Source organism: Bacillus sp. S10(2024) (assembly GCF_050473865.1).
Classification (GTDB): Bacteria; Bacillota; Bacilli; order Bacillales; family Bacillaceae_G; genus Bacillus_A.
The window spans coordinates 3,942,432-3,962,858 of sequence record NZ_JBFLUR010000002.1; the positions used below are offsets into that span (position 1 = coordinate 3,942,432).

Sequence of the window (20,427 nt, forward strand, 5' to 3'; positions counted from 1 at the left end):
CGAAGGAAATTTCTGATTAGATTATGGAAAAGAAACTATGTTACACTATGAATAGACAATATATGAGGATTACATTATAGAAAGAGAAGGAGAAACAGAAATGAAACTAGCATCCCCAAAACCATTTACATTTGAAGCGGGAGAACGTGCAGTTTTACTATTACACGGTTTTACAGGAAATTCTGCTGATGTTCGTATGCTTGGACGTTATTTAGAGACAAAAGGCTACACGTGTCATGCTCCGATTTATAAAGGCCATGGCGTACCACCAGAGCAGCTTGTGCATACGGGTCCAGAAGACTGGTGGAAAGATGTAATGGAAGCATATCAACATTTAAAAGATAAAGGATATGAAAAGATTGCAGCTGTTGGCTTATCGCTTGGCGGTGTCTTTTCATTAAAACTTGCTTATACAATGCCGATTATCGGAGTGGTACCAATGTGTGCCCCAATGTACATTAAAAGCGAAGAAACGATGTACCAAGGTATATTAGCGTACGCACGCGAATATAAAAAACGTGAGCGTAAATCACCAGAAAAGATTGAAGAAGAGATGTTTGCGTTTAAGCAAACACCGATGAACACATTAAGAGCACTGCAAGATTTAATTCGCGATGTACGCAATAACATTGATATGATTTATGCACCAACGTTTGTTGTGCAAGCGCGCCATGACGAAATGATTAATACAGATAGCGCGAATATTATTTATAATGGAGTAGAATCAAATGTGAAAGAAGTTAAGTGGTACGAAGATTCTACACATGTAATTACGCTTGATAAGCAGCGTGATGAGCTGCATGAAGATGTATATAACTTCTTGGAGCAACTAGATTGGTAAGATCTAGTTGCCTCTTTTTTACATATATAACAATATAAAAATCCATTTCTTTTTAGGGTTGGCGAGAGCAATTTGCCATTTGTGCCACGTGCGAGGTTTGAAACAAAGGTAGAAAGCCAGAGCAGGTCCTGTATTGTTTAGGATGACAGTGACGTATATGTGAAAAAACAAAATAGGTTTATCCAGCTATTCGCGGGCAGTAAGCCCCCCGCTGATGGAAGTTTCACTTTATATAAGACAGCATCATTTATATATGATTATCTTTTCGGATACAATATAAAATACGAGGATTTAGAAGGAGGTTTTTGTACTTGGAGGAAATTATTCAAAAAAATATCGATAAATTGTTATCGTTTATGAAAGAAGAGGCATATAAACCGCTTACTGTGCAAGAGTTAGAAGAAGCGTTTGGTATTGAAGATGCGGCGGATTTTAAAGAATTTGTGAAGGCACTTGTCATTATGGAGGAAAAAGGACTTGTTGTGCGGACGAGAAGTAATCGCTATGGTCTTCCAGAGAAAATGAACTTAGTGCGCGGTAAACTCATTGGACATGCCCGCGGCTTTGCATTTGTCGTACCAGAAGAAAAAGGGACAGATGATATTTTCATACCGCCAACAGAATTAAAAGGCGCCCTGCACGGTGATACAGTATTAGCGCGTATTAGCTCAGAGTCAAGCGGTTCGCGCAAGGAAGGGACAATTGTTCGTATCATAGAGCGTGGAACAAAAGAATTAGTTGGTACGTATACAGAATCGAAAAACTTTGGATTTGTGCTTCCTGATAATAAACGCTGGACGAGCGACATTTTCGTTCCAAAAAATGCTTCTATGGGTGCGGTAGAAGGGCATAAAGTTGTTGTTAAAATTACAAGCTACCCGCAAGATCGTTTAAGTGCAGAAGGAGAAGTTATTCAAATTCTTGGTCATAAAAACGATCCAGGCGTGGATATTTTATCCGTTATTCATAAGCATAACTTACCGCTTGCGTTCCCGGCAGATGTAATGGAGCATGCAAACAGTGTACCAGAAACAATTGATGAGAACGATTTACAAGGGCGCCGCGATTTACGAGATCAAACAATTGTTACAATTGATGGTGCGGATGCGAAAGACTTAGATGATGCGGTTACAGTAACGAAGCTTGAGAACGGCAATTACAAGCTTGGTGTACATATTGCCGATGTAAGTCATTACGTGACAGAAGGCTCAGCAATTGACCGCGAAGCAGCTGAGCGGGGAACGAGTATTTATCTTGTAGACCGTGTTATCCCAATGATTCCGCATCGTTTATCTAACGGAATTTGTTCATTAAATCCAAAGGTAGACCGCTTAACTTTATCTTGTGAAATGGAAATTAACGAGCAAGGAGAAGTAGTGAAGCATGAAATTTTCCAAAGTGTGATTAAAACAGCGGAGCGTATGACGTACTCTGATGTGAAGTGTATTTTGGACGATGAAGATGAAGAATTAATGGCACGTTATGAGCCGCTAATCCCAATGTTCCAAGAAATGGGGAAACTAGCTGCTATTTTACGTGAAAAGCGTATGCGCCGCGGGGCTATTGATTTTGACTTCAAAGAAGCAAAAGTATTAGTGGATGAAGAAGGAAAGCCGACAGACGTTGTATTACGTGAGCGTTCTGTTGCTGAAAAGCTTATTGAAGAATTTATGCTAGTAGCAAACGAAACCGTTGCAGAGCATTTCCACTGGATGAACGTACCGTTTATGTACCGTGTTCACGAAGATCCAAAAGAAGATAAACTAGAGCGTTTCTTTGAGTTTATTACAAGCTTTGGGTATGCGGTAAAAGGACGAGGAAATGAAGTACATCCACGTGCGCTGCAACAAATTCTTGAAATGGTACAAGGTCAACCAGAAGAGATTGTAATCTCAACAGTTATGCTTCGTTCCATGAAGCAAGCGCGCTACGATGCAGATAGTTTGGGTCACTTCGGTTTATCGACAGAGTTTTATACACATTTCACATCACCGATTCGCCGCTACCCTGATTTAATTGTGCATAGATTAATTCGCACATATTTAATTAATGGAAAAGTGGACAATGAAACACAATCAAAATGGCGTGAAAATTTACCGGATATTGCTGAGCATTCTTCTAATATGGAGCGCCGCGCTGTTGAAGCAGAGCGTGAAACAGATGAGCTGAAAAAAGCTGAGTACATGCTTGATAAAATTGGTGAAGAATACGACGGGATTATTAGTTCTGTAACAAACTTCGGCTTATTCGTAGAACTTCCAAATACAATTGAAGGTCTTGTTCATGTTAGCTATTTAACAGATGACTACTATCGTTATGACGAACAGCATTTTGCGATGATTGGTGAACGGACAGGAAACATCTTCCGTATTGGTGATGAAATTACAATTCGCGTTATGAACGTAAACAAAGAAGAACGTGCAATTGATTTTGAAATTGTCGGTATGAAAGGCAGTGTGAAACGACAACGAAAAGATCGTCCAGTTGTCATTGACCAGCCAAAAGGAAATAGAAAAAAACGCGGTGATCGTGATAATAATCGCGGAGGGCAAGGAAAAGGATCAAATCACAACGAAAAACGAAATGGTAACAAAAAGAAAAAGTCATTCTTTGAAAATGCACCGAGCTTTAAGAAGAAAAAGAAAAAACGTAAGTAAGAAAGAAGCCGTATATGGCTTCTTTCTTCATATTTTGTTACAATGATACAAATGAAGGGAGGCAGCAAAGAGATGCCAAAAGGTCAAGGGAAAGTCATCGCACAAAATAAAAAAGCATTCCATGATTATTTTATTGAAGAAACATATGAAGCAGGTCTTGTCCTTCAAGGAACGGAAATTAAGGCGATTCGTGCAGGTCGTGTAAACTTAAAGGATGCCTTTGCGCGTGTGCAAAATGGTGAAGTATGGGTACATAATATGCACATTAGTCCATATGAACAAGGAAATCGTTTTAACCATGAGCCGCTTCGTACAAGAAAGTTACTTCTTCATAAAAAAGAAATTTTAAAGCTAATCGGCTATACGAAAGAGACAGGCTATACGCTTGTACCGCTTAAAATTTACTTGAAAAATGGATTTGCGAAAATGGCACTTGGTTTAGGTAAAGGTAAAAAGCAATATGATAAGCGCCATGATTTAAAAGAAAAAGAAGCAAAACGTGAAATTGCACGTGTATTCCGCGATCGTCAAAAAATGTAATACAGAAATTTACAATTGCAAAATGACGATCGTGTGCTATAATAACAAATGTAAGGCCAGTTGAACATTGAAAAACAGCTCAATAGTAGCTATCACGAATATACTTCGTATGCTCCATTTCTTATATGGGGACGTTACGGATTCGACAGGGGTAGTTCGAGCTTAGGTTGCGAGTCGAGGGGATCGGCCTCGTTAAAACGTCAAAGCCTATAACTGGCAAACAACAAAACAACTTCGCTTTAGCTGCTTAATAACAGCTTTTAGCGGTTCGCCCCTCCATCGCCCATGTGGTAGGGTAGCGGACTCACTCTAAGTGGGCTACGCCGGAGTTCGCCGTCTGAGGGCAAAGGAAGAGCATAACCAGACTAGCAACTTGGAAGCCTGTCGATAGGCCGAAGAGTTTGCGAAATGCTAATATATCGACTACACTCGTAGAAGCTTAAGTGCCGATACTTTTGGACGTGGGTTCGACTCCCACCGTCTCCACCAATACATATTTGGTGGTTTTTTTATTTTTGTATTGTGAGTTAAAGCATAAATTGTCCAATTTGGACAATTTATGCTTTATTTTTTTATGTATAGTTTATATATTGAATAATGTAGATTTTATAATAACAACTAGCTATTAAATAAAGAGTTATAGGAAAAAATAGGATATAGTTGAGATGCGTGTAAAAATAGGTCATAGGATTACTTTTACTTCCAAGCGGACATGAAAAATAGTAATGACTAACCCAGATTAACATCCATCCGATTTACAGTTTAATATAGCACTATGTTAAGTGGGTAAGTAATACAAAAGGCATGAAGAGAATTTCTATTCTTTTCATACCTTTTTTAAATTGTTTTTTCATATGGTCTATATTTTACTTCTTGTTCCTATACCCTAAAAAAGTAAGATTGTATGTTGTTGTAATTTACAAATGCCATCACGATTTCTGATAACTTGCATGTAGAGGTATCACTTAATATAACAAAAATGTAATGTTAATGAAATGTAATTCAACCGATACTATGAATGAAATCATATAAAATGAATTACATAAATGAACGGGAGTTAAAGCATTTTTATAATGAAAAAGGAGAAGTATAAATGCGAAATATATTAAGTGTAGAAAAAATTGAAAAATATTATGGTAATAAAGATAATGTAACAAAGGCTATAGATAATATTAGTTTTAAGGTAGATGAGGGAGAATTTGTTGGGATAATGGGGCCTTCAGGAAGTGGCAAAACTACATTGCTTAACTGTATATCAACTATCGATAATGTTACTACGGGAAAAATAATAATAAATAATAGTGATATTACTAGGCTAAAATCAAAGTCACTAGACAAGTTTAGACAAAATGAATTAGGGTTCATATTTCAGGACTTTAATTTATTAGATACTCTTACCGCCTATGAAAATATTGCCTTAGCGTTAACGATAAAAGGTGAGGAACGTTCAAAAATTGATGGCAAAATAAAATCAGTAGCAAAATATTTAGATATTGAACAAGTATTAAGCAAATACCCTTATCAAATGTCAGGCGGACAAAAACAAAGGGTTGCTTCGGCAAGAGCTATCGTAACAGATCCATCTTTAGTACTTGCAGATGAACCAACAGGAGCGTTAGATTCTAAATCAGCTAGATTATTACTTGAAAGATTTGAAAGTCTAAATAAGGATTTAAAAGCTACAATACTTATGGTTACTCATGATGCATTTACAGCAAGCTATGCTCGTAGAATTCTTTTTATTAAAGATGGGAAAATATTTAGCGAGTTGGTAAGAGGGAATGATTCCAGAAAAGAATTCTTTAATAAAATTATTGAAGTTATAACCCTTCTCGGAGGTGACGATAATAATGTATTTTAAGATTGCTGCTAGTAATGTAAAGAAGAGTTTCAAAGATTATACGATATATTTCTTAACACTAACACTGGCTGTTTGTATATTTTATAGCTTTAACTCATTAGAATCACAAAAGGCACTTATGGAAGTTGAGGCTTCAGGTAGATCGTTTGTGGGTACTTTAATGAAAGTTATCTCAATTGTGTCCGTATTTGTATCCGTAATATTGGGTAGTTTAATATTATATGCAAATAATTTCTTAATCAAAAAACGTAAAAAAGAATTAGGAATATACATGACTTTAGGTATGGGAAGAAGAAACATATCCAGAATATTAGTAACAGAGACATTTCTAGTTGGCGTTATATCTTTAGTGAGTGGGCTTATACTAGGTATTGGAGTATCACAGGGATTATCTACATTTGCATTAAAGTTATTTGATTTGCCCATGAATAAATATAAATTTGCAATTTCAACAGGTGCTATAGGTAAAACTGTACTATACTTTGGAATCATGTTTGTACTTGTTATGTTATTTAATGTATATGTTGTTTCTAAATACAAAATAATTGATTTGTTGACAGCAGGTAAAAAAAACGAAGAGATAAAATTTAAAAATCCTATTATATATTTAATAACATTTATTGTATGCGTAGTATCACTTGGACTTGCATATAGTTCTGTACTAAAGATAGGGTTAGATTTTAGAAATCCTATGCTCATAGTAGCAATAATTCTTGGAATATTAGGTACATTGTTGTTTTTCTTCAGCTTATCTGGATTTATCTTATTTGTTGTAAAGAAAAATAAAAAAATTTATTTTAAAGGTTTAAATATATTTATCATCAAACAACTAAATAGTAAGGTTAACACAAATTTTATATCCATGTCTTTCATCTGTATCATGCTATTTATTACAATGACGGTTTTATCTACAGGAATAAGCCTTAAAAGAAATATGGATGCATCACTTAAAGGATTAACACCATTTGATGCTAGTATCCTATTGGAAAATAAGGATGAAAGCTACAACATAGAAGATGTATTAAATAAATTTAATTTTAAAATAAGTAAGAATGAAAAGTATGTATCTTATAATGTATATCATACAGGAATGAAAGTTGTTGACTATTTAACACAAGAAAATAAACTTTTTAAGGAACTCAATGTCGATTTCATTAAAATCTCTGATTACAATAAAATTTTAAAATTAAAAGGTGAAAAAGAAATCAATTTAAATAACAATGAAGTTTTACTTTTATCAAATGATAACCGGTTAGTTAATCCAATAAATGAAAGATTAAAAAATAGCAATAAACTAAATTTAAAAGAAAAAGAATATGTAGTAAAAAATTCTAAAGTTATCACAGATAATCTTCAAACTTTTGATGGGACAACTAATTTATTCACAGTCGTTATAAATGATGAGTTTTTATCAGGCTACAAAATTAACAAATCCGTACTTAATGTGAATTATTTAGATGGCAATAGAGAAGAATATAACCAAAAATATGATCACGTTGAACCGGCCTTTTATGACCAGAATGGTCCCAAATTAAATATTGATTATATATCTGGCATATCTAAGGATGGAGTTTATGCAGAAAGTAAGGGATTGACAACAACCGTACTATTTATTGGGATCTATTTAGGCATTGTATTTTTAATAACGAGTATGGCTGTATTAGCTCTTCAACAATTATCAGAAGCCAGTGATAGCATAGAGAGATATAAATCTTTAAAGAGAATTGGATCAAACAGAACAATGATAAACAAAACAATTTTCATTCAGACTTTCGTATACTTTAGTCTTCCAGTTATTCTTGCCTTGATTCATTCAGTCATTGGAATTTATGTCGTCAATAATTTTATAAACATATATCAACAAGCAAACATTAGTTTACCAGCATTGATGACTGGGTTAGCATTTATTGTAGTTTATGCAGGATATTTCTACACAACATATATCGGGTATAAAAATATTGTAAAAAGTAATACTTGATTTTATTATGATCATTAAGGCTGCAAAATCTTGATTCACAAGGTTTTGCAGCCTTATATTCAATATAGGGAGGGAAAACTCATGAAAAAAATCATTCTTATTGAAGATGATGAAATCATCAGAGAAGAATTACAAAATTTTTTTATAAAGTATGGATATGAAGTAAAGGCTCCCACAGATTTTAATCATATTATCCAATATATAGAAAGTGAGAATGCAGACCTTATATTACTAGACATAAATCTTCCTGTGTTCGATGGCTATTATATATGCAGAGAAATACGTAAAACTTCAGATGTTCCAATCATAATGGTTACAAGCAGAGATAGTGATGTAGATGAACTAATAAGTATGAATTTAGGAGCAGATGATTTTGTAACAAAGCCTTATAATACAGAAATATTATTAGCAAGAGTAACAAACATTTTAAGAAGAACATACGGAGGCTTAAAGACGAATAATATCTTAAATTATAAAGACTTTAGTTTGAATCTTTCGAATGCAACGGTTACTTATCAAGACAAGTCCTTAGAGTTAACTAAAAATGAAGTTAAGATACTTTCATACTTAATAAATAATCGCGGTAATATTGTAAAAAGAGATTCACTTATGGAATACTTGTGGAAATCAGATTATTTTGTGGATGATAGCACTTTAACTGTTAATATAAATAGATTGAGAAAAAAGCTTGAAGAAATAGGGATAGAAAACCCAATAGAAACAAGAAGAGGGTTAGGGTATATAATGCCATGAGCAAAGGTGAATTTATTAAAGATAAAATGGCAGTAATACTATCTAATGTACTGGTATTTATTATATTAGCAGGTATATTGATGACTGCGAATGTTCATTTCATTATAATATTCTTTGTCTTTTGTATTTGGTTTTTTCCGTTGATTTCATATATGGCTGTAGAATTTATAAAATATAAAAATTATTATAACGAAATTAATGGTATATTAGAAAAACTGGAGAAAAAATACCTACTTCCAGAGGTAGTAAAGGAAGCAAACTTTCTACATGGGGAAAAGCTTACTTCTATACTTAAAGAGATAAGTAGAGATATGCACGAAAATGTAAAATATTATAGGGATATGCAAGCGGATTACAGAGAATACATAGAGACATGGGTGCATGAAATTAAGACACCGATAGCTTCTACAAAGCTAATAATTGAAAATAATCAAAATGAATTAACTACTAAAATAGACGCCCAAATGGATCGAATCGAAGGGTTTGTAGAACAGGTGCTGTATTATTCTCGAAGCAATAATGTCAGTAAAGACTATATTATAAAACCAATTAACCTTGATGATGTAGTAAGAAATGTAATTAAAAGAAACTATAGAGATTTTATTCATAAGAGAATAAAAGTAGATATAAAAGATATTAATGAAATCGTATATAGTGATAGGAAATGGGTTGAATTTATTATTAATCAGATAATAGGAAATTCTATAAAGTACTCAAATAACAAAGAACCAATGATACGTATATATTCAATTAAGAAAGCTAACTCAGTAATACTAACCATAGAGGATAACGGGGTAGGGATAATACCTAAAGATATAAATAGAGTTTTTGAAAAAGGATTTACTGGAGAGAATGGAAGGAGATTTAGCAAAAGTACAGGAATGGGTTTGTATCTATGCGAAAAACTGTGCTCAAAATTGGGATTGAAAATTAGCATTGACTCTGGAGTGAATAAAGGAACTAGAGTTACATTAATATTTCCTTTGTCAGGTATGGTAACTTTTGATTCTATTTTATAACAGAGATGCTGCCATCTTTCCGCGTATTTCGGATGAAACTTATAAACAAATAAAAGAAAATTAAAACAAAAAAGAGATGGTTTCGTCATCTCTTTTTTGTTTTTCAATTTTACCTCAAAATCAATTCCTCAATATGTTATAAGAGCACAATTTTCCCCTTATTATTATAGGAAAAATAGGGTTTTATATTCTAAAAAATGTTTTAGCATATATTTTCCGCGCTTTGTTGATGGGCATGGGGTAACGCTAGCATTTCGGAAAACCCCCACGCTAACAGTATTGTTCTAAAAAAACTGTTACTCAAGAGTATTCTTTTAAATTTGTGTAAAAAAGTAGTGTAAGCTAATAACCAGCCTACACTGTTTAAATCATATAGAACCTCAGCCCACAAAGCGAAGTAACTGACGTAAGTAATTTCTTCGAATCAACAAAAAGTAAGTAATTTGCACAAAAATAAACCCTGTAAAAACAAAAATGGAATTTTGAGCAACTGACAAATCTACGTGTTTATGCTGCGCTATATATTGTAGTGCCATAAATGCTACACCACTATGAACTACTGCTACTACAATTGGTACAAAAAATAACATACTAATTTGTTGTGTTACAACCTTCTTCAATTCTTTTTCCGTTAACCCCACTTTAGAAAGCATTTGATACTGTCTTCTATCGCGATCTAGATCTGTGAATAAACGGAAGTACAAAAAGCTAATGGCAAAAACAAAAAATACAATCCCTATTAATACACTAATAATAGATAATAACCCATTTACTTGTTTTCCTTCCATCCATTTTAACATTAGTGATTCAAATATATACGGAGGGTTTGCTTGTGTATTATCATAAGGTATTATACTCATAAGTTTATTAGTAACTGCTTCGGTTTTCGTCCAATTTTGAATTAAAAAACCGTATTGAGTATACTGATTACGTGTATTTTCTTGTAATGGTGTTGTATTTTTTATTTGTTCGTAAACTGAATCAGAAACAACAGCAATAAATCCAAACGAAGGACTAAGTATATGATCCATTAATATTTTTTTTTCAGAAACATGAAGATTTACATCCCCTTCTTGCAATGTAAGAGATGCAACTTCTTTTTTTGATTCCTCTAATGATTGATTTCTTAATCTACTTTTTGACGGGAGAATGAGGCTATCCTTCTCAGTTTGTAAAGTTTCTGTAGGATATCCTAATATTTTTGCTGACTCATTATAATCCGTAAGCTTCATAATATCTACCGTATTTTCTGTTGTGAAAATGGTAGGAGAAATCAATTTGTATGAAAATCCAGCGTCATTCAATTGTTTTTTGATTTGAGAAATATGTGATGTTTCCTTTACGTTTCCTTTATATGATGTATAACGAAATGCATAAGGACTTTGAGATTCTGCTAAAGCACTACTTCCGATGGAAAGACAAACTCCAATAGACGTAAAAGCGACAGCAGAAAGAATACTAACTAAAAATAGTGTTTTCGCATTATCGGTCATTCGATAAGCCAATTCTGAAATAGTTAGCAGATTCGTTTTTTTAAAGAAAGTATGTTCACGCTTCTTTACATATTTGATGAGATAAAAGCTAAGTTGAGTAAATAAAAAATATGTTCCTAACACACTAAAAAAGACGCAAATGAGCATAACATAAATAAAACTGTTCCCTCTCCACAATGAAGCATACAAATAAAATGCCGCAGCATATCCAATCGCGATGAAAAGAATAGAGAGTAACGCTAACCACTTAGATGACTTGGGCTCTTGTTTTGGTTTGTCTTCTGATTTCATCAATTCAATTAACTGAGATACCTTCATCATTCTTGCAGTAAAAACAGAAACGAGTATAAATAAGATTAGGAACGAAAGACATGTCACTACAATTGCCTTTGTTGGTAGATAAAATAACAAGCGACCTTTTAATGCTAAAAGATTTGCACTTGCTAATAAGATTAATTTTCCAAAAATAAGTCCAATTCCAATCCCAACAATAATAGAACAACATCCAATTAACATATTTTCGATAAAGATTAATCTCTTTAACTGAGAATTTGTCATACCAAGAAGGATCAAAACTCCAAATTCACGCTTTCTTGTTTTTAAAAACGCATTAACAGAATACAAAATAAAGAAAAAAGAGAAAAACATAATTAAATATTGAGCAATCTTAAATCCTTGCGTCCCTAAAGCTGTCATCGTTACACTTGTTGATGCAATTTTTCCACTAAAGTAAGGATGAAAAGCAAGTAATTCAAAAGTAAAAAATATCATAACAGCAAATGTGCTACTCAAAAAATGGCCGAGATATAACCGTTTATTACGGGTTACATTATTACTAGCGAATTGACGAAAATTCATTGTGATTTCCCCCTAATAATGACAATACATCTATAATTTTTTGATAAAAAGTTGGACGATTCTCGCCACAATAAATTTCGTTGTAAAATTTTCCATCTTTAATAAAGACAATTCGATCGCAATAACTAGCAGCTATTGGATCATGTGTAACTAACATCATTGTTACCTGTTGTTCTTTATTTAATTTCTTTAATAACTCCATCACATCACGAGCAGCTTTTGAATCTAAATTTCCTGTCGGTTCATCCGCAAGAACTAATTGAGGAGAATGAATAAGTGCACGCGCAATGGCTGTCCGCTGAGCTTGTCCGCCGGAAATTTCATATGGTCGTTTATGTAAAATCTTTTCAATCCCCAATTGTCTAGAAATAGATTCTACTCGCTTATTCATCTCTTCCAAATTCACATTATCTAATGTAAGTGGTAAAACAATATTTTCTTTCACTGTTAATGTATTCAACAGGTTAAATGACTGAAAAATAAATCCTAATTCACGGCGTCGAAATAACGCCAAATCATTAGTGACTAAATGATAAGGGTTCTTTCCATTAATCAATACTTCCCCTGATGTTGGAGCGTCAATGGTAGAAACCATATTAAGTAAAGTAGTTTTTCCGCTTCCTGATGGTCCCATAATCCCTACAAACTCACCCTTATTGATTGTTAAATTAATATTTGAAAGTGCTTCATACAATACTTTCCCAGTATACGTTTTATTTAATTCACGAACCTTTAATGTTTCCATACAATAAGTCTCCTTTATCTTTGTTCTTTTCGAAATAAGTGTAATGTATATATTATATTTCTCATATTGAATAGTCTTTCATTTAGCTAACAACTTTGTAATGTTTCTGAAAATAAAAAAAAGAAGATGAATCATCTTCTAATAAACAGTGTGAGAAAACACAATACGGACTGTAGTTCCTATCCCTATTTCAGAATCTATTTCAATATCATGCCCTAGTTTTTTAATAATATTTTGAACAAGGTACAGTCCCATTCCTGTTGATTCTTTAAATTTCCGACCATTTTCTCCTGTATAAAACGGCCGAAATACACGCGGTAAATCTGCTTTTGGAATCCCAACACCACGATCCTGTATTTCAAGAGTTAACGTTCGATTATTAGTAAAAGTAGAAATTGTTATATTTTCTTTACTTCCCATTGAATATTTAATTGCATTAGATACTATCTGATTCAGAATAAACCGAAGCCATTTTTTATCTGTTTCCACTATAAAATCTTGTTCCATTTCTACCTTTGGATACACATAACTTCTAATGAAGAAACGTTTATTTTCATGAATCACTTCATCAATAACTTTTCGTAGTGAGACTTTTTCTACACAAAAATCTTGTTCAAATGTTTCTAAACGCGCCATGTATAAGACCATTTCCAGTCCTGTTCGCATCCGATCTACTTCCTCACTAATGCTTTCAAAACGTTCATCATCTGCATCCTGTGTAATTAATTCAATTACCGATAAAGGTGTTTTCATTTGGTGAACCCATTGATTTAAAAAGGTGAGGTGTTCTTCTTGTTTATGCTCCCAAGTCTTTAGTGTTTGCTCATAATGACTATATTGCTTTTCTAACACTTGTTGTAATGCAATGGATACTGGAGAAGAATCTAATTCTTTCAGTGATTCATTTAACATTTGGGGAGGATGAGATAATATCTCATAAAATCTACGATGGTTATAATAACGATATATTAAATATCCCATTACAAAGCATGTCCCTAAAAACACACTATACAAAGCAGTTAATAGATTTGTATACCCATCTAACCAATATACTAACAGTGTGACAAATAACTGAATCACAGAAAAACAAATAAAAGGTACTTGGTCCTTTACAAATAACCGCATCACACTGTCTCCTCGTCTTCCCATGTTATCTTTAGACGATATCCAGCACCACGGACAGTTTCTAACGCACCATCAACCCCAATTTCCTGCAACTTTTTACGAACACGCGTAATATTGACACTTAGTGTATTATCATCAACATAAGAGGAATCATTCCACAATTTTTCTAAGATAGCTTCGCGGCTTACAATACTTGGACAGCGCTGTAATAATATTGCTAACAAGGAATTTTCATTTTTTGTAAGAGGTACTGTTTTGCCGTTTAACTCTATTTCGGATCTTTCAGGGTAAAGAATTAAACCAGATTGCTGTATTGCTCTTTCTTCTATTTTTGGAGCATAGTCACCGTATACACGTCGAAGTTGACTTCGTATCTTCGCGATTAAAACTTCATAGTGAAATGGTTTTGTAATATAATCATCCGCTCCATAGTCTAATGCCATGACTTGCTCCATGCCCCCACTACGTGCTGATATAAAAATAATTGGACAAGTAGACAGCGTTCGAATTTGACGACACCAATAATATCCATCAAAACTAGGGAGATTAATATCAAGTAAAACCACATGAGGTTGAACAGTCTGAAATACCTCTAAAATATTTTCAAAATCTGTCGCAATTATTCCCGTATAACCATACTTATTAATGTGTGATTGAAGCAACTTCGCAATTTTTATATCATCTTCTACAATCATAATCTTATACATATTCTACTTTCCTTTACTTGTGTATTTTCCATCTCGATGGAATAAAGTAACATATCTTAAAACGTTTTAATCATTTTCCGTACCTTACTTATATCATTTTCTCCATTATAACGAGGATTGCTTATAAACATACACAAAAACCCCGAATCATGGACTTTTTTTTAGTGTCCACGATTCGGGATACAGTTCAAATGAACAATAAATTTCTAGATCTATTCGGTGAGTTCATTGAAACAGAAGACGCCTTTTTACTTAAAAAAGTTAATGAGTAAAGTAGTGAATAAGATAATCGAAAAATAATGGAGGGATAGAATTACTATATTCACATGTACAACTGCTGGATGGGAATGATCAGCGGTGTAATCATTGTGAAAGAAGCATAGGAGAAAATAAAAGCTCCATAAAGAAAATCGGCTGTATCCAATGGGGATAGCTGTTTTTAAAAATAGTTAGAAAATCCAGTTGACACCCCTACTACTCAGTGATACAATGTACATGTAATAAGTAACACTGAATAGCATGTTTTCTCAAAAGCTATTCAGTAAAAATTCCCCTTAGTACTCTGTAATACTGAATATAAGTCAGACAGAATAGAGGAGGTAGAGGAGGATCTGAACATGGAAAATTTAACTGAAATGCTGAAGGGCTCGCTGGAAGGTTGTGTGCTGGAAATTATCAGCCGTCATGAAACCTATGGCTATGAGATTACCCGCCACCTGAATGAGCTTGGGTTTACCGAAGTCGTGGAAGGGACGGTCTATACCATCCTTGTGCGATTAGAGAAGAAAAAACTTGTGAATATTGAAAAGAAACCGTCAGATATGGGGCCGCCCCGCAAGTTTTATTCACTAAATGAGGCTGGCCGCCAGGAGCTTAAATTGTTTTGGAAAAAATGGGATTTTGTATCATCAAAAATTAACGTCTTGAAGTCAAACTAGCTTCATAAGATATTCTGTCTGATATTTTTGGAGTATCTTGTTCAACTTTATAAAAAGGAGGAAAAATAACATGATGGAAATGTTCAAAAAAATAATTGGTGATAAAAAAGAATATAAGATGATGATGGCACGGGTTGAAGCCCTGCCAGAGGACTACCAATTTGTATTTAAGAAAATTCAAAACTACATGTGGAATTTTTCAGCGGGCAACGGGATGGATATGCTACACATACAGTATGAATTAATCGATTTGTTCGAGGCCGGTGCGGCGGAAGGTAGACAAGTGCTGGAAATCACTGGGGAAGACGTGGCAGCCTTTGCTGACGAACTAGTGGCAAACGCTAAAACATATGTCGCAAAGTATCGCGAAGATTTGAATCAGAGTATCATGAAGCGATTGAGAAAAAAATAAATTTAATAAGCGGTACCGACTGATTAGCTGGTTACAAATGTGAATTGCTGCCATCGCTATTCAGTTATATTTTTAACTCGGTACTAAGTAATACAGATTATCGGTCAGACTAAGTAGAAGAGTATAGGAAATCTAGCTCCGCAAAGCGCTTTTTATAAGGAGGAAAAAAGTATGAACAATGTAGCGATTTCTGTAAAAGGGTTAAAAAAATTCTTTAAAGACAAGGAAGTCTTAAAGGGGGTGGATTTTGAGGTGCGGCGTGGCGAAATTTTCGCACTGCTGGGCTCAAATGGAGCGGGCAAGACGACGACGGTCAACATCCTCTCGACGCTGATGAAGCCTGATGGCGGAGAAGTAGGTATTTGCGGCTTTGACGTCCAGCGTCAACCGGATCATGTTCGCCAGAGCATCAGCCTGACAGGGCAGTTCGCAGCTTTAGACGGCATGCTCACCGGGCGGGAAAACCTGATGATGATCGCCAAGTTGCGTGAAGTCTCCAATCCGGCTCAAGTTGCCGACAATCTGCTTACAAGATTTAGCCTGACCGATGCGGCCAACCGCCGGGCAGATCAGTATTCCGGCGGGATGAAGCGCCGGCTTGACATCGCCATGAGCCTGATCGGGACGCCAGCAGTCATTTTTCTCGACGAACCGACGACAGGGCTTGACCCCGAAGCACGGATTGAAGTCTGGGATACCGTCAAGGAGCTTGCCAGCGGCGGCACAACCATCTTGCTGACAACCCAGTACCTGGAAGAAGCTGAACAACTGGCAGATCGTATTGCCATCCTGCATGGCGGAAAAATCATCACGACCGGTACCCTTACCGAACTCAAAGAGATGTTCCCACCAGCGAAAGTGGAGTACATCGAGAAGCAACCGACATTAGAGGAAATTTTCCTCGCAATCATCGGCAAAAAGGAGGAGATGTAAATGAAAAGCAAAACAGGGGTATTACTAGGTCGTTTAATGCGCAACATCATGCGCAGCCCGGATACGATTATCACAGTGGCGATTACGCCGATTATGCTGCTGCTGCTGTTTGTCTACGTATTTGGCGGCGCCATAAAAACAGGAACGGACAGCTACATCAATTATTTATTGCCGGGAATCTTGCTGATGGCTATCGCATCCGGCGTCGCTTACACTTCCGTGCGGCTGTTTACGGATGTAAAGAGCGGGCTGATGGCGCGTTTCATTACCATGCCCATCAAACGCTCGTCGGTATTGTGGGCTCACGTATTGACCTCGCTTGTTTCCAATGCGCTTACTCTCGTGGTGGTTATCCTCGTCGCGCTCTTGATGGGCTTTCGTTCCAGCGCTGATATCCTAGATTGGCTCGCGGTAGCTGGGATACTCGGGCTGTTTACGCTGGCGCTGACATGGCTGGCTGTCATTCCTGGATTGGCAGCGAGATCTATGGAAGGTGCGACAGCCTACTCGTACCCGCTGATTTTCCTGCCGTTTATCAGTTCAGCCTTTGTCCCCACCGAAACCATGCCTAAAATTGTCCGTGCGTTCGCTGAGAACCAGCCCGTGACTTCAATCGTGAATGCGATTCGTGCCCTCTTGTATGAAGGGTCTGTTGGCAACGATATCTGGGTCGCACTTGTTTGGTGCATCGGCATCATGGTCATCGCTTATTTCTTCGCCAGTAAAGCATTTAAACGCCAGTTAGGGTAAGTACACCATTGGCTCGGTGTCTCGTTTCAACTAAATCTTCCGAAATAAAATATATGTTAGGAAAAGCACGGGGAAATTTTTCATGATTTTCCTATATGCCTCTTGTATCAAATTTTATTAAGTTAATTTAATCAATCTTTATTCCACCCACAAGAGAACTAGCGTGTTCTCTTGTTGAGGGGAACATGAGGAAATTTTTTCAAGGGAATCACAAAAAATTTTGCTTAATAACAGGTATACATCCCATTTCTTTAAGAGTTATTCTAAGGGAGTTACAAAGGCTACCGTTACAAGCTCTTCTATCATTAAGTTATTATACAAGGACACCATTGTTAGAATTAATGGGTTTATCATGTAAAGGTCCTAGTGAATAAGCTATTAATTTTGAATATCCTATGTAGCTAATAGGTATCTGTATTTGTTGTTTTGTAGAATTCACGGCCGATTTATAGGTAAAGTGATATGTATGATTTGAACCATAAGTTTGCCATATCGGCAAGGTTATGGTTCTTTTTGTTTGCGGTGAAATTATAATTCTAAAATGTGGATGTACTTCTATGTAGGATTCAAAAACTAGTTTAAATATGGAGTGTTTCTAGTTTTAAAAGATAAAAAACAAAGTGGAGGCGCTAATAGATTAGGATTTTCCATACAAAGGGAAGCTGATACATTCTTATATGCAACATTGCATACAAGAATGTATTGATAAAAATGTAAGCGCTTACTATAATGAGAGTATAAAGATAAATCACATGTTAGCAACAACAAAAGGAGAGGAAATACGATGACAATCGCAATGACAATTTTAAAATTTCTAGGTGGAGCACTTCCATTCGTTCAAGAACTTTTAAAAGCATTTATGTAAGTTTACTATTTAGCAATTATAGATAAATAATTATTATACCTAAATACGCAAAAAAGGAAGAAGTTGATTTTTTTGAAAATTAGAAAAAACACTAAAGGAATAAAGTTACTAGCATGTTTATCAATTGGTTTATGCACTTTTAATTATTCATCTATTTCTTTCGCTGAAACACCTAAAAGTACTTCAGCTGATCAGGCAAAAAATGCTAGTGGCATTGATGCTGGCATAGGAAATTTAAAGTATGATAGTAGAGATATTTTAGCAGTAAATGGTGATAAAGTAGAGAGTTTTGTTCCGAAAGAGAGTACAAATTCAAATGGTAAATTCGTAGTAGTTGAACGTGAGAAAAAATCACTTACAACTTCACCAGTCGATATTTCGATTATTGATTCTGTGGCTAATCGTACTTATCCAGGAGCAGTACAACTTGCAAATAAAGCTTTTGCAGATAATCAACCTAGTTTATTAGTGGCTAAGAGAAAACCTTTGAATATTAGTATCGACTTACCTGGTATGAAAAAAGAAAATACAATTACTGTCCAAAATCCTACATATGGTAATGTGTCTGGAGCAGTTGATGATTTAGTATCTACTTGGAATGAAAAGTATTCAAAAACACATACGTTACCTGCAAGAATGCAGTATACAGAATCTATGGTGTATAGTAAATCTCAAATCGCAAGTGCTCTTAATGTTAACGCTAAATATCTTGACAATGCACTGAACATTGATTTTAATGCTGTTGCAAACGGAGAGAAAAAAGTGATGGTTGCGGCATATAAGCAAATCTTTTATACAGTAAGTGCAGAACAACCTAACAATCCATCAGACCTTTTTGATAATAGTGTTACGTTTGATGAGCTAACTCGTAAAGGGGTAAGTAATACAGCTCCGCCTGTTATGGTGTCAAATGTAGCTTATGGTAGAACAGTTTATGTGAAGTTAGAAACATCATCTAAGAGCAAAGATGTACAAACTGCTTTTAAAGCCTTAATTAAGGGGCAAGGCGTTGAAGCGAGTGGACAGTACAAAGATATTTTTGAAGACAGTACCTTTACTGCTGTAGTATTAGGCGGAGATGCAAAAGAGCATAACAAGGTTGTCACAAAAGATTTTAATGAAATCCGAAATATCATTAAAGATAATGCAGAATTAAGTTCTAAAAATCCAGCATACCCAATTTCATATACTAGCTCTTTCTTAAAAGATAATTCAACTGCTGCTGTTCATAACAATACAGATTATATCGAGACTACAACTACAGAATACTCTAGTGCGAAAATGACGCTTGATCATACTGGTGGATATGTTGCTCAATTTGATGTATCTTGGGATGAATTCTCATATGATAAAAATGGAAAAGAAGTATTAACTCATAAAACTTGGGATGGAAATGGCAAAGACAGAACTGCTCATTTCAATACAGTGATACCACTTCCAGCGAATTCGAAAAATGTAAAAGTCGTAGCAAAAGAATGTACAGGTCTTGCATGGGAATGGTGGAGAACAGTTATTAATGAACAAAATGTTCCATTAACAAATGAAATAAAAGTTTCAATTGGAGGAACAACATTATACCCAAGTGCTAATATTAGTCATTAGGTAAAAGTGAAGAAGATGATCCCAAAGGCACATAAGTGCCTTTGGGATCATTGTTTTTTTTTCGTTATCGACCGTTCTTTGCGTTATATCGGCGATTCGACATGATATAAAGATTCCTTGATGATATTCAACATGAAAGTAGTTGATTCGCTGAGCTGAATCTTACTGAAAAGCGGACTTTTTAGTCAAATCATAAGAAAAAAGACGCTGTAATGATAAGGTTTTGTAGTCCTTAGCGTACAATTTTCCCGGTTATTTTAACTAGAATAAAACTTTCTCAACATTACTTCTGTTACTTGTATGATAAAATAGAAAAAACAGTTCCCCTTAAGCTGTTTTTTCAAAAGCAA

Annotated in this window: 16 protein-coding genes and 1 other RNA gene; 13 read left to right on the forward strand and 4 right to left on the reverse strand. The window is 34.9% G+C overall.

Annotated elements, in window-relative coordinates; translation table 11 throughout:
• The first annotated feature begins 100 nt into the window (after window positions 1-100).
• The 8 genes from AB1280_RS19970 (at window position 101) to AB1280_RS20005 (ending at window position 9,649) form a co-directional block, all read left to right on the forward strand.
• On the forward strand, window positions 101-841 hold the full coding sequence (locus AB1280_RS19970; protein WP_272189094.1) for an alpha/beta hydrolase: 741 nt from the start codon (window positions 101-103) through the stop codon (window positions 839-841).
• Window positions 842-1,197: 356 nt separating this feature from the next.
• Window positions 1,198-3,498, forward strand: coding sequence for a ribonuclease R (gene rnr / locus AB1280_RS19975; protein WP_429757375.1), 2,301 nt, complete (start codon window positions 1,198-1,200; stop codon window positions 3,496-3,498).
• 72 nt (window positions 3,499-3,570) lie between these two features.
• A complete protein-coding gene (gene smpB, locus AB1280_RS19980) occupies window positions 3,571-4,038 on the forward strand; it encodes an SsrA-binding protein SmpB (protein ID WP_272189096.1) in 468 nt (155 codons plus the stop codon).
• A 127-nt stretch (window positions 4,039-4,165) separates the two neighbouring features.
• Window positions 4,166-4,527: a transfer-messenger RNA gene (gene ssrA / locus AB1280_RS19985) on the forward strand.
• A gap of 604 nt (window positions 4,528-5,131) precedes the next feature.
• Window positions 5,132-5,899 carry an ABC transporter ATP-binding protein gene (locus tag AB1280_RS19990; RefSeq protein ID WP_429756765.1) on the forward strand — a complete coding sequence of 256 codons (768 nt, stop codon included), beginning with the start codon at window positions 5,132-5,134 and terminating at the stop codon, window positions 5,897-5,899.
• Entirely contained in the window at window positions 5,889-7,877 is a 1,989-nt protein-coding gene (locus AB1280_RS19995; protein ID WP_429756766.1) for an FtsX-like permease family protein, read from the forward strand. The genes AB1280_RS19990 and AB1280_RS19995 overlap by 11 nt, the downstream gene beginning before the upstream one ends.
• An 81-nt stretch (window positions 7,878-7,958) precedes the next feature.
• Entirely contained in the window at window positions 7,959-8,630 is a 672-nt protein-coding gene (locus AB1280_RS20000) for a response regulator transcription factor (protein WP_429756767.1), read from the forward strand.
• On the forward strand, window positions 8,627-9,649 hold the full coding sequence (locus AB1280_RS20005) for a sensor histidine kinase (RefSeq protein ID WP_429756768.1): 1,023 nt from the start codon (window positions 8,627-8,629) through the stop codon (window positions 9,647-9,649). The genes AB1280_RS20000 and AB1280_RS20005 overlap by 4 nt, the downstream gene beginning before the upstream one ends.
• 380 nt (window positions 9,650-10,029) lie before the next feature.
• Here the strand turns inward: AB1280_RS20005 and AB1280_RS20010 are convergent, their stop codons facing one another.
• From AB1280_RS20010 to AB1280_RS20025, 4 genes are all read right to left on the reverse strand, one after another.
• The gene (locus AB1280_RS20010) at window positions 10,030-12,000 is read right to left on the reverse strand and encodes an FtsX-like permease family protein (protein ID WP_429756769.1); all 1,971 of its coding nucleotides are present in this window, start codon (window positions 11,998-12,000) and stop codon (window positions 10,030-10,032) included.
• Complete coding sequence (locus tag AB1280_RS20015) at window positions 11,978-12,745, reverse strand: ABC transporter ATP-binding protein (RefSeq protein WP_429756770.1); 768 nt, start codon at window positions 12,743-12,745, stop codon at window positions 11,978-11,980. The genes AB1280_RS20010 and AB1280_RS20015 overlap by 23 nt, the downstream gene beginning before the upstream one ends.
• 138 nt (window positions 12,746-12,883) lie before the next feature.
• A complete protein-coding gene (locus AB1280_RS20020; protein ID WP_429756771.1) occupies window positions 12,884-13,870 on the reverse strand; it encodes a sensor histidine kinase in 987 nt (328 codons plus the stop codon).
• Window positions 13,870-14,577: a response regulator transcription factor gene (locus AB1280_RS20025; RefSeq protein ID WP_429756772.1), complete on the reverse strand. Its 708-nt coding sequence runs from the start codon at window positions 14,575-14,577 to the stop codon at window positions 13,870-13,872. Before AB1280_RS20025 ends, AB1280_RS20020 begins: the two co-directional genes overlap by 1 nt.
• 617 nt (window positions 14,578-15,194) lie before the next feature.
• Here AB1280_RS20025 and AB1280_RS20030 point away from each other — a divergent pair.
• The 5 genes from AB1280_RS20030 to AB1280_RS20050 all read left to right on the forward strand — a co-directional run bounded on the left by AB1280_RS20030 (window position 15,195) and on the right by AB1280_RS20050 (window position 20,077).
• A complete protein-coding gene (locus AB1280_RS20030) occupies window positions 15,195-15,515 on the forward strand; it encodes a PadR family transcriptional regulator (protein ID WP_272189098.1) in 321 nt (106 codons plus the stop codon).
• Window positions 15,516-15,585: 70 nt separating this feature from the next.
• Window positions 15,586-15,927 (forward strand): DUF1048 domain-containing protein, encoded by a 342-nt coding sequence (locus AB1280_RS20035; protein WP_429756773.1) that lies wholly within the window; start codon window positions 15,586-15,588, stop codon window positions 15,925-15,927.
• 171 nt (window positions 15,928-16,098) lie between these two features.
• On the forward strand, window positions 16,099-16,860 hold the full coding sequence (locus AB1280_RS20040) for an ABC transporter ATP-binding protein (RefSeq protein WP_272189100.1): 762 nt from the start codon (window positions 16,099-16,101) through the stop codon (window positions 16,858-16,860).
• A complete protein-coding gene (locus AB1280_RS20045; RefSeq protein ID WP_429756774.1) occupies window positions 16,861-17,610 on the forward strand; it encodes an ABC transporter permease in 750 nt (249 codons plus the stop codon). It abuts the gene before it with no gap.
• 928 nt (window positions 17,611-18,538) lie between these two features.
• Window positions 18,539-20,077 (forward strand): thiol-activated cytolysin family protein, encoded by a 1,539-nt coding sequence (locus AB1280_RS20050; protein ID WP_429756775.1) that lies wholly within the window; start codon window positions 18,539-18,541, stop codon window positions 20,075-20,077.
• Window positions 20,078-20,427 lie beyond the last annotated feature (350 nt).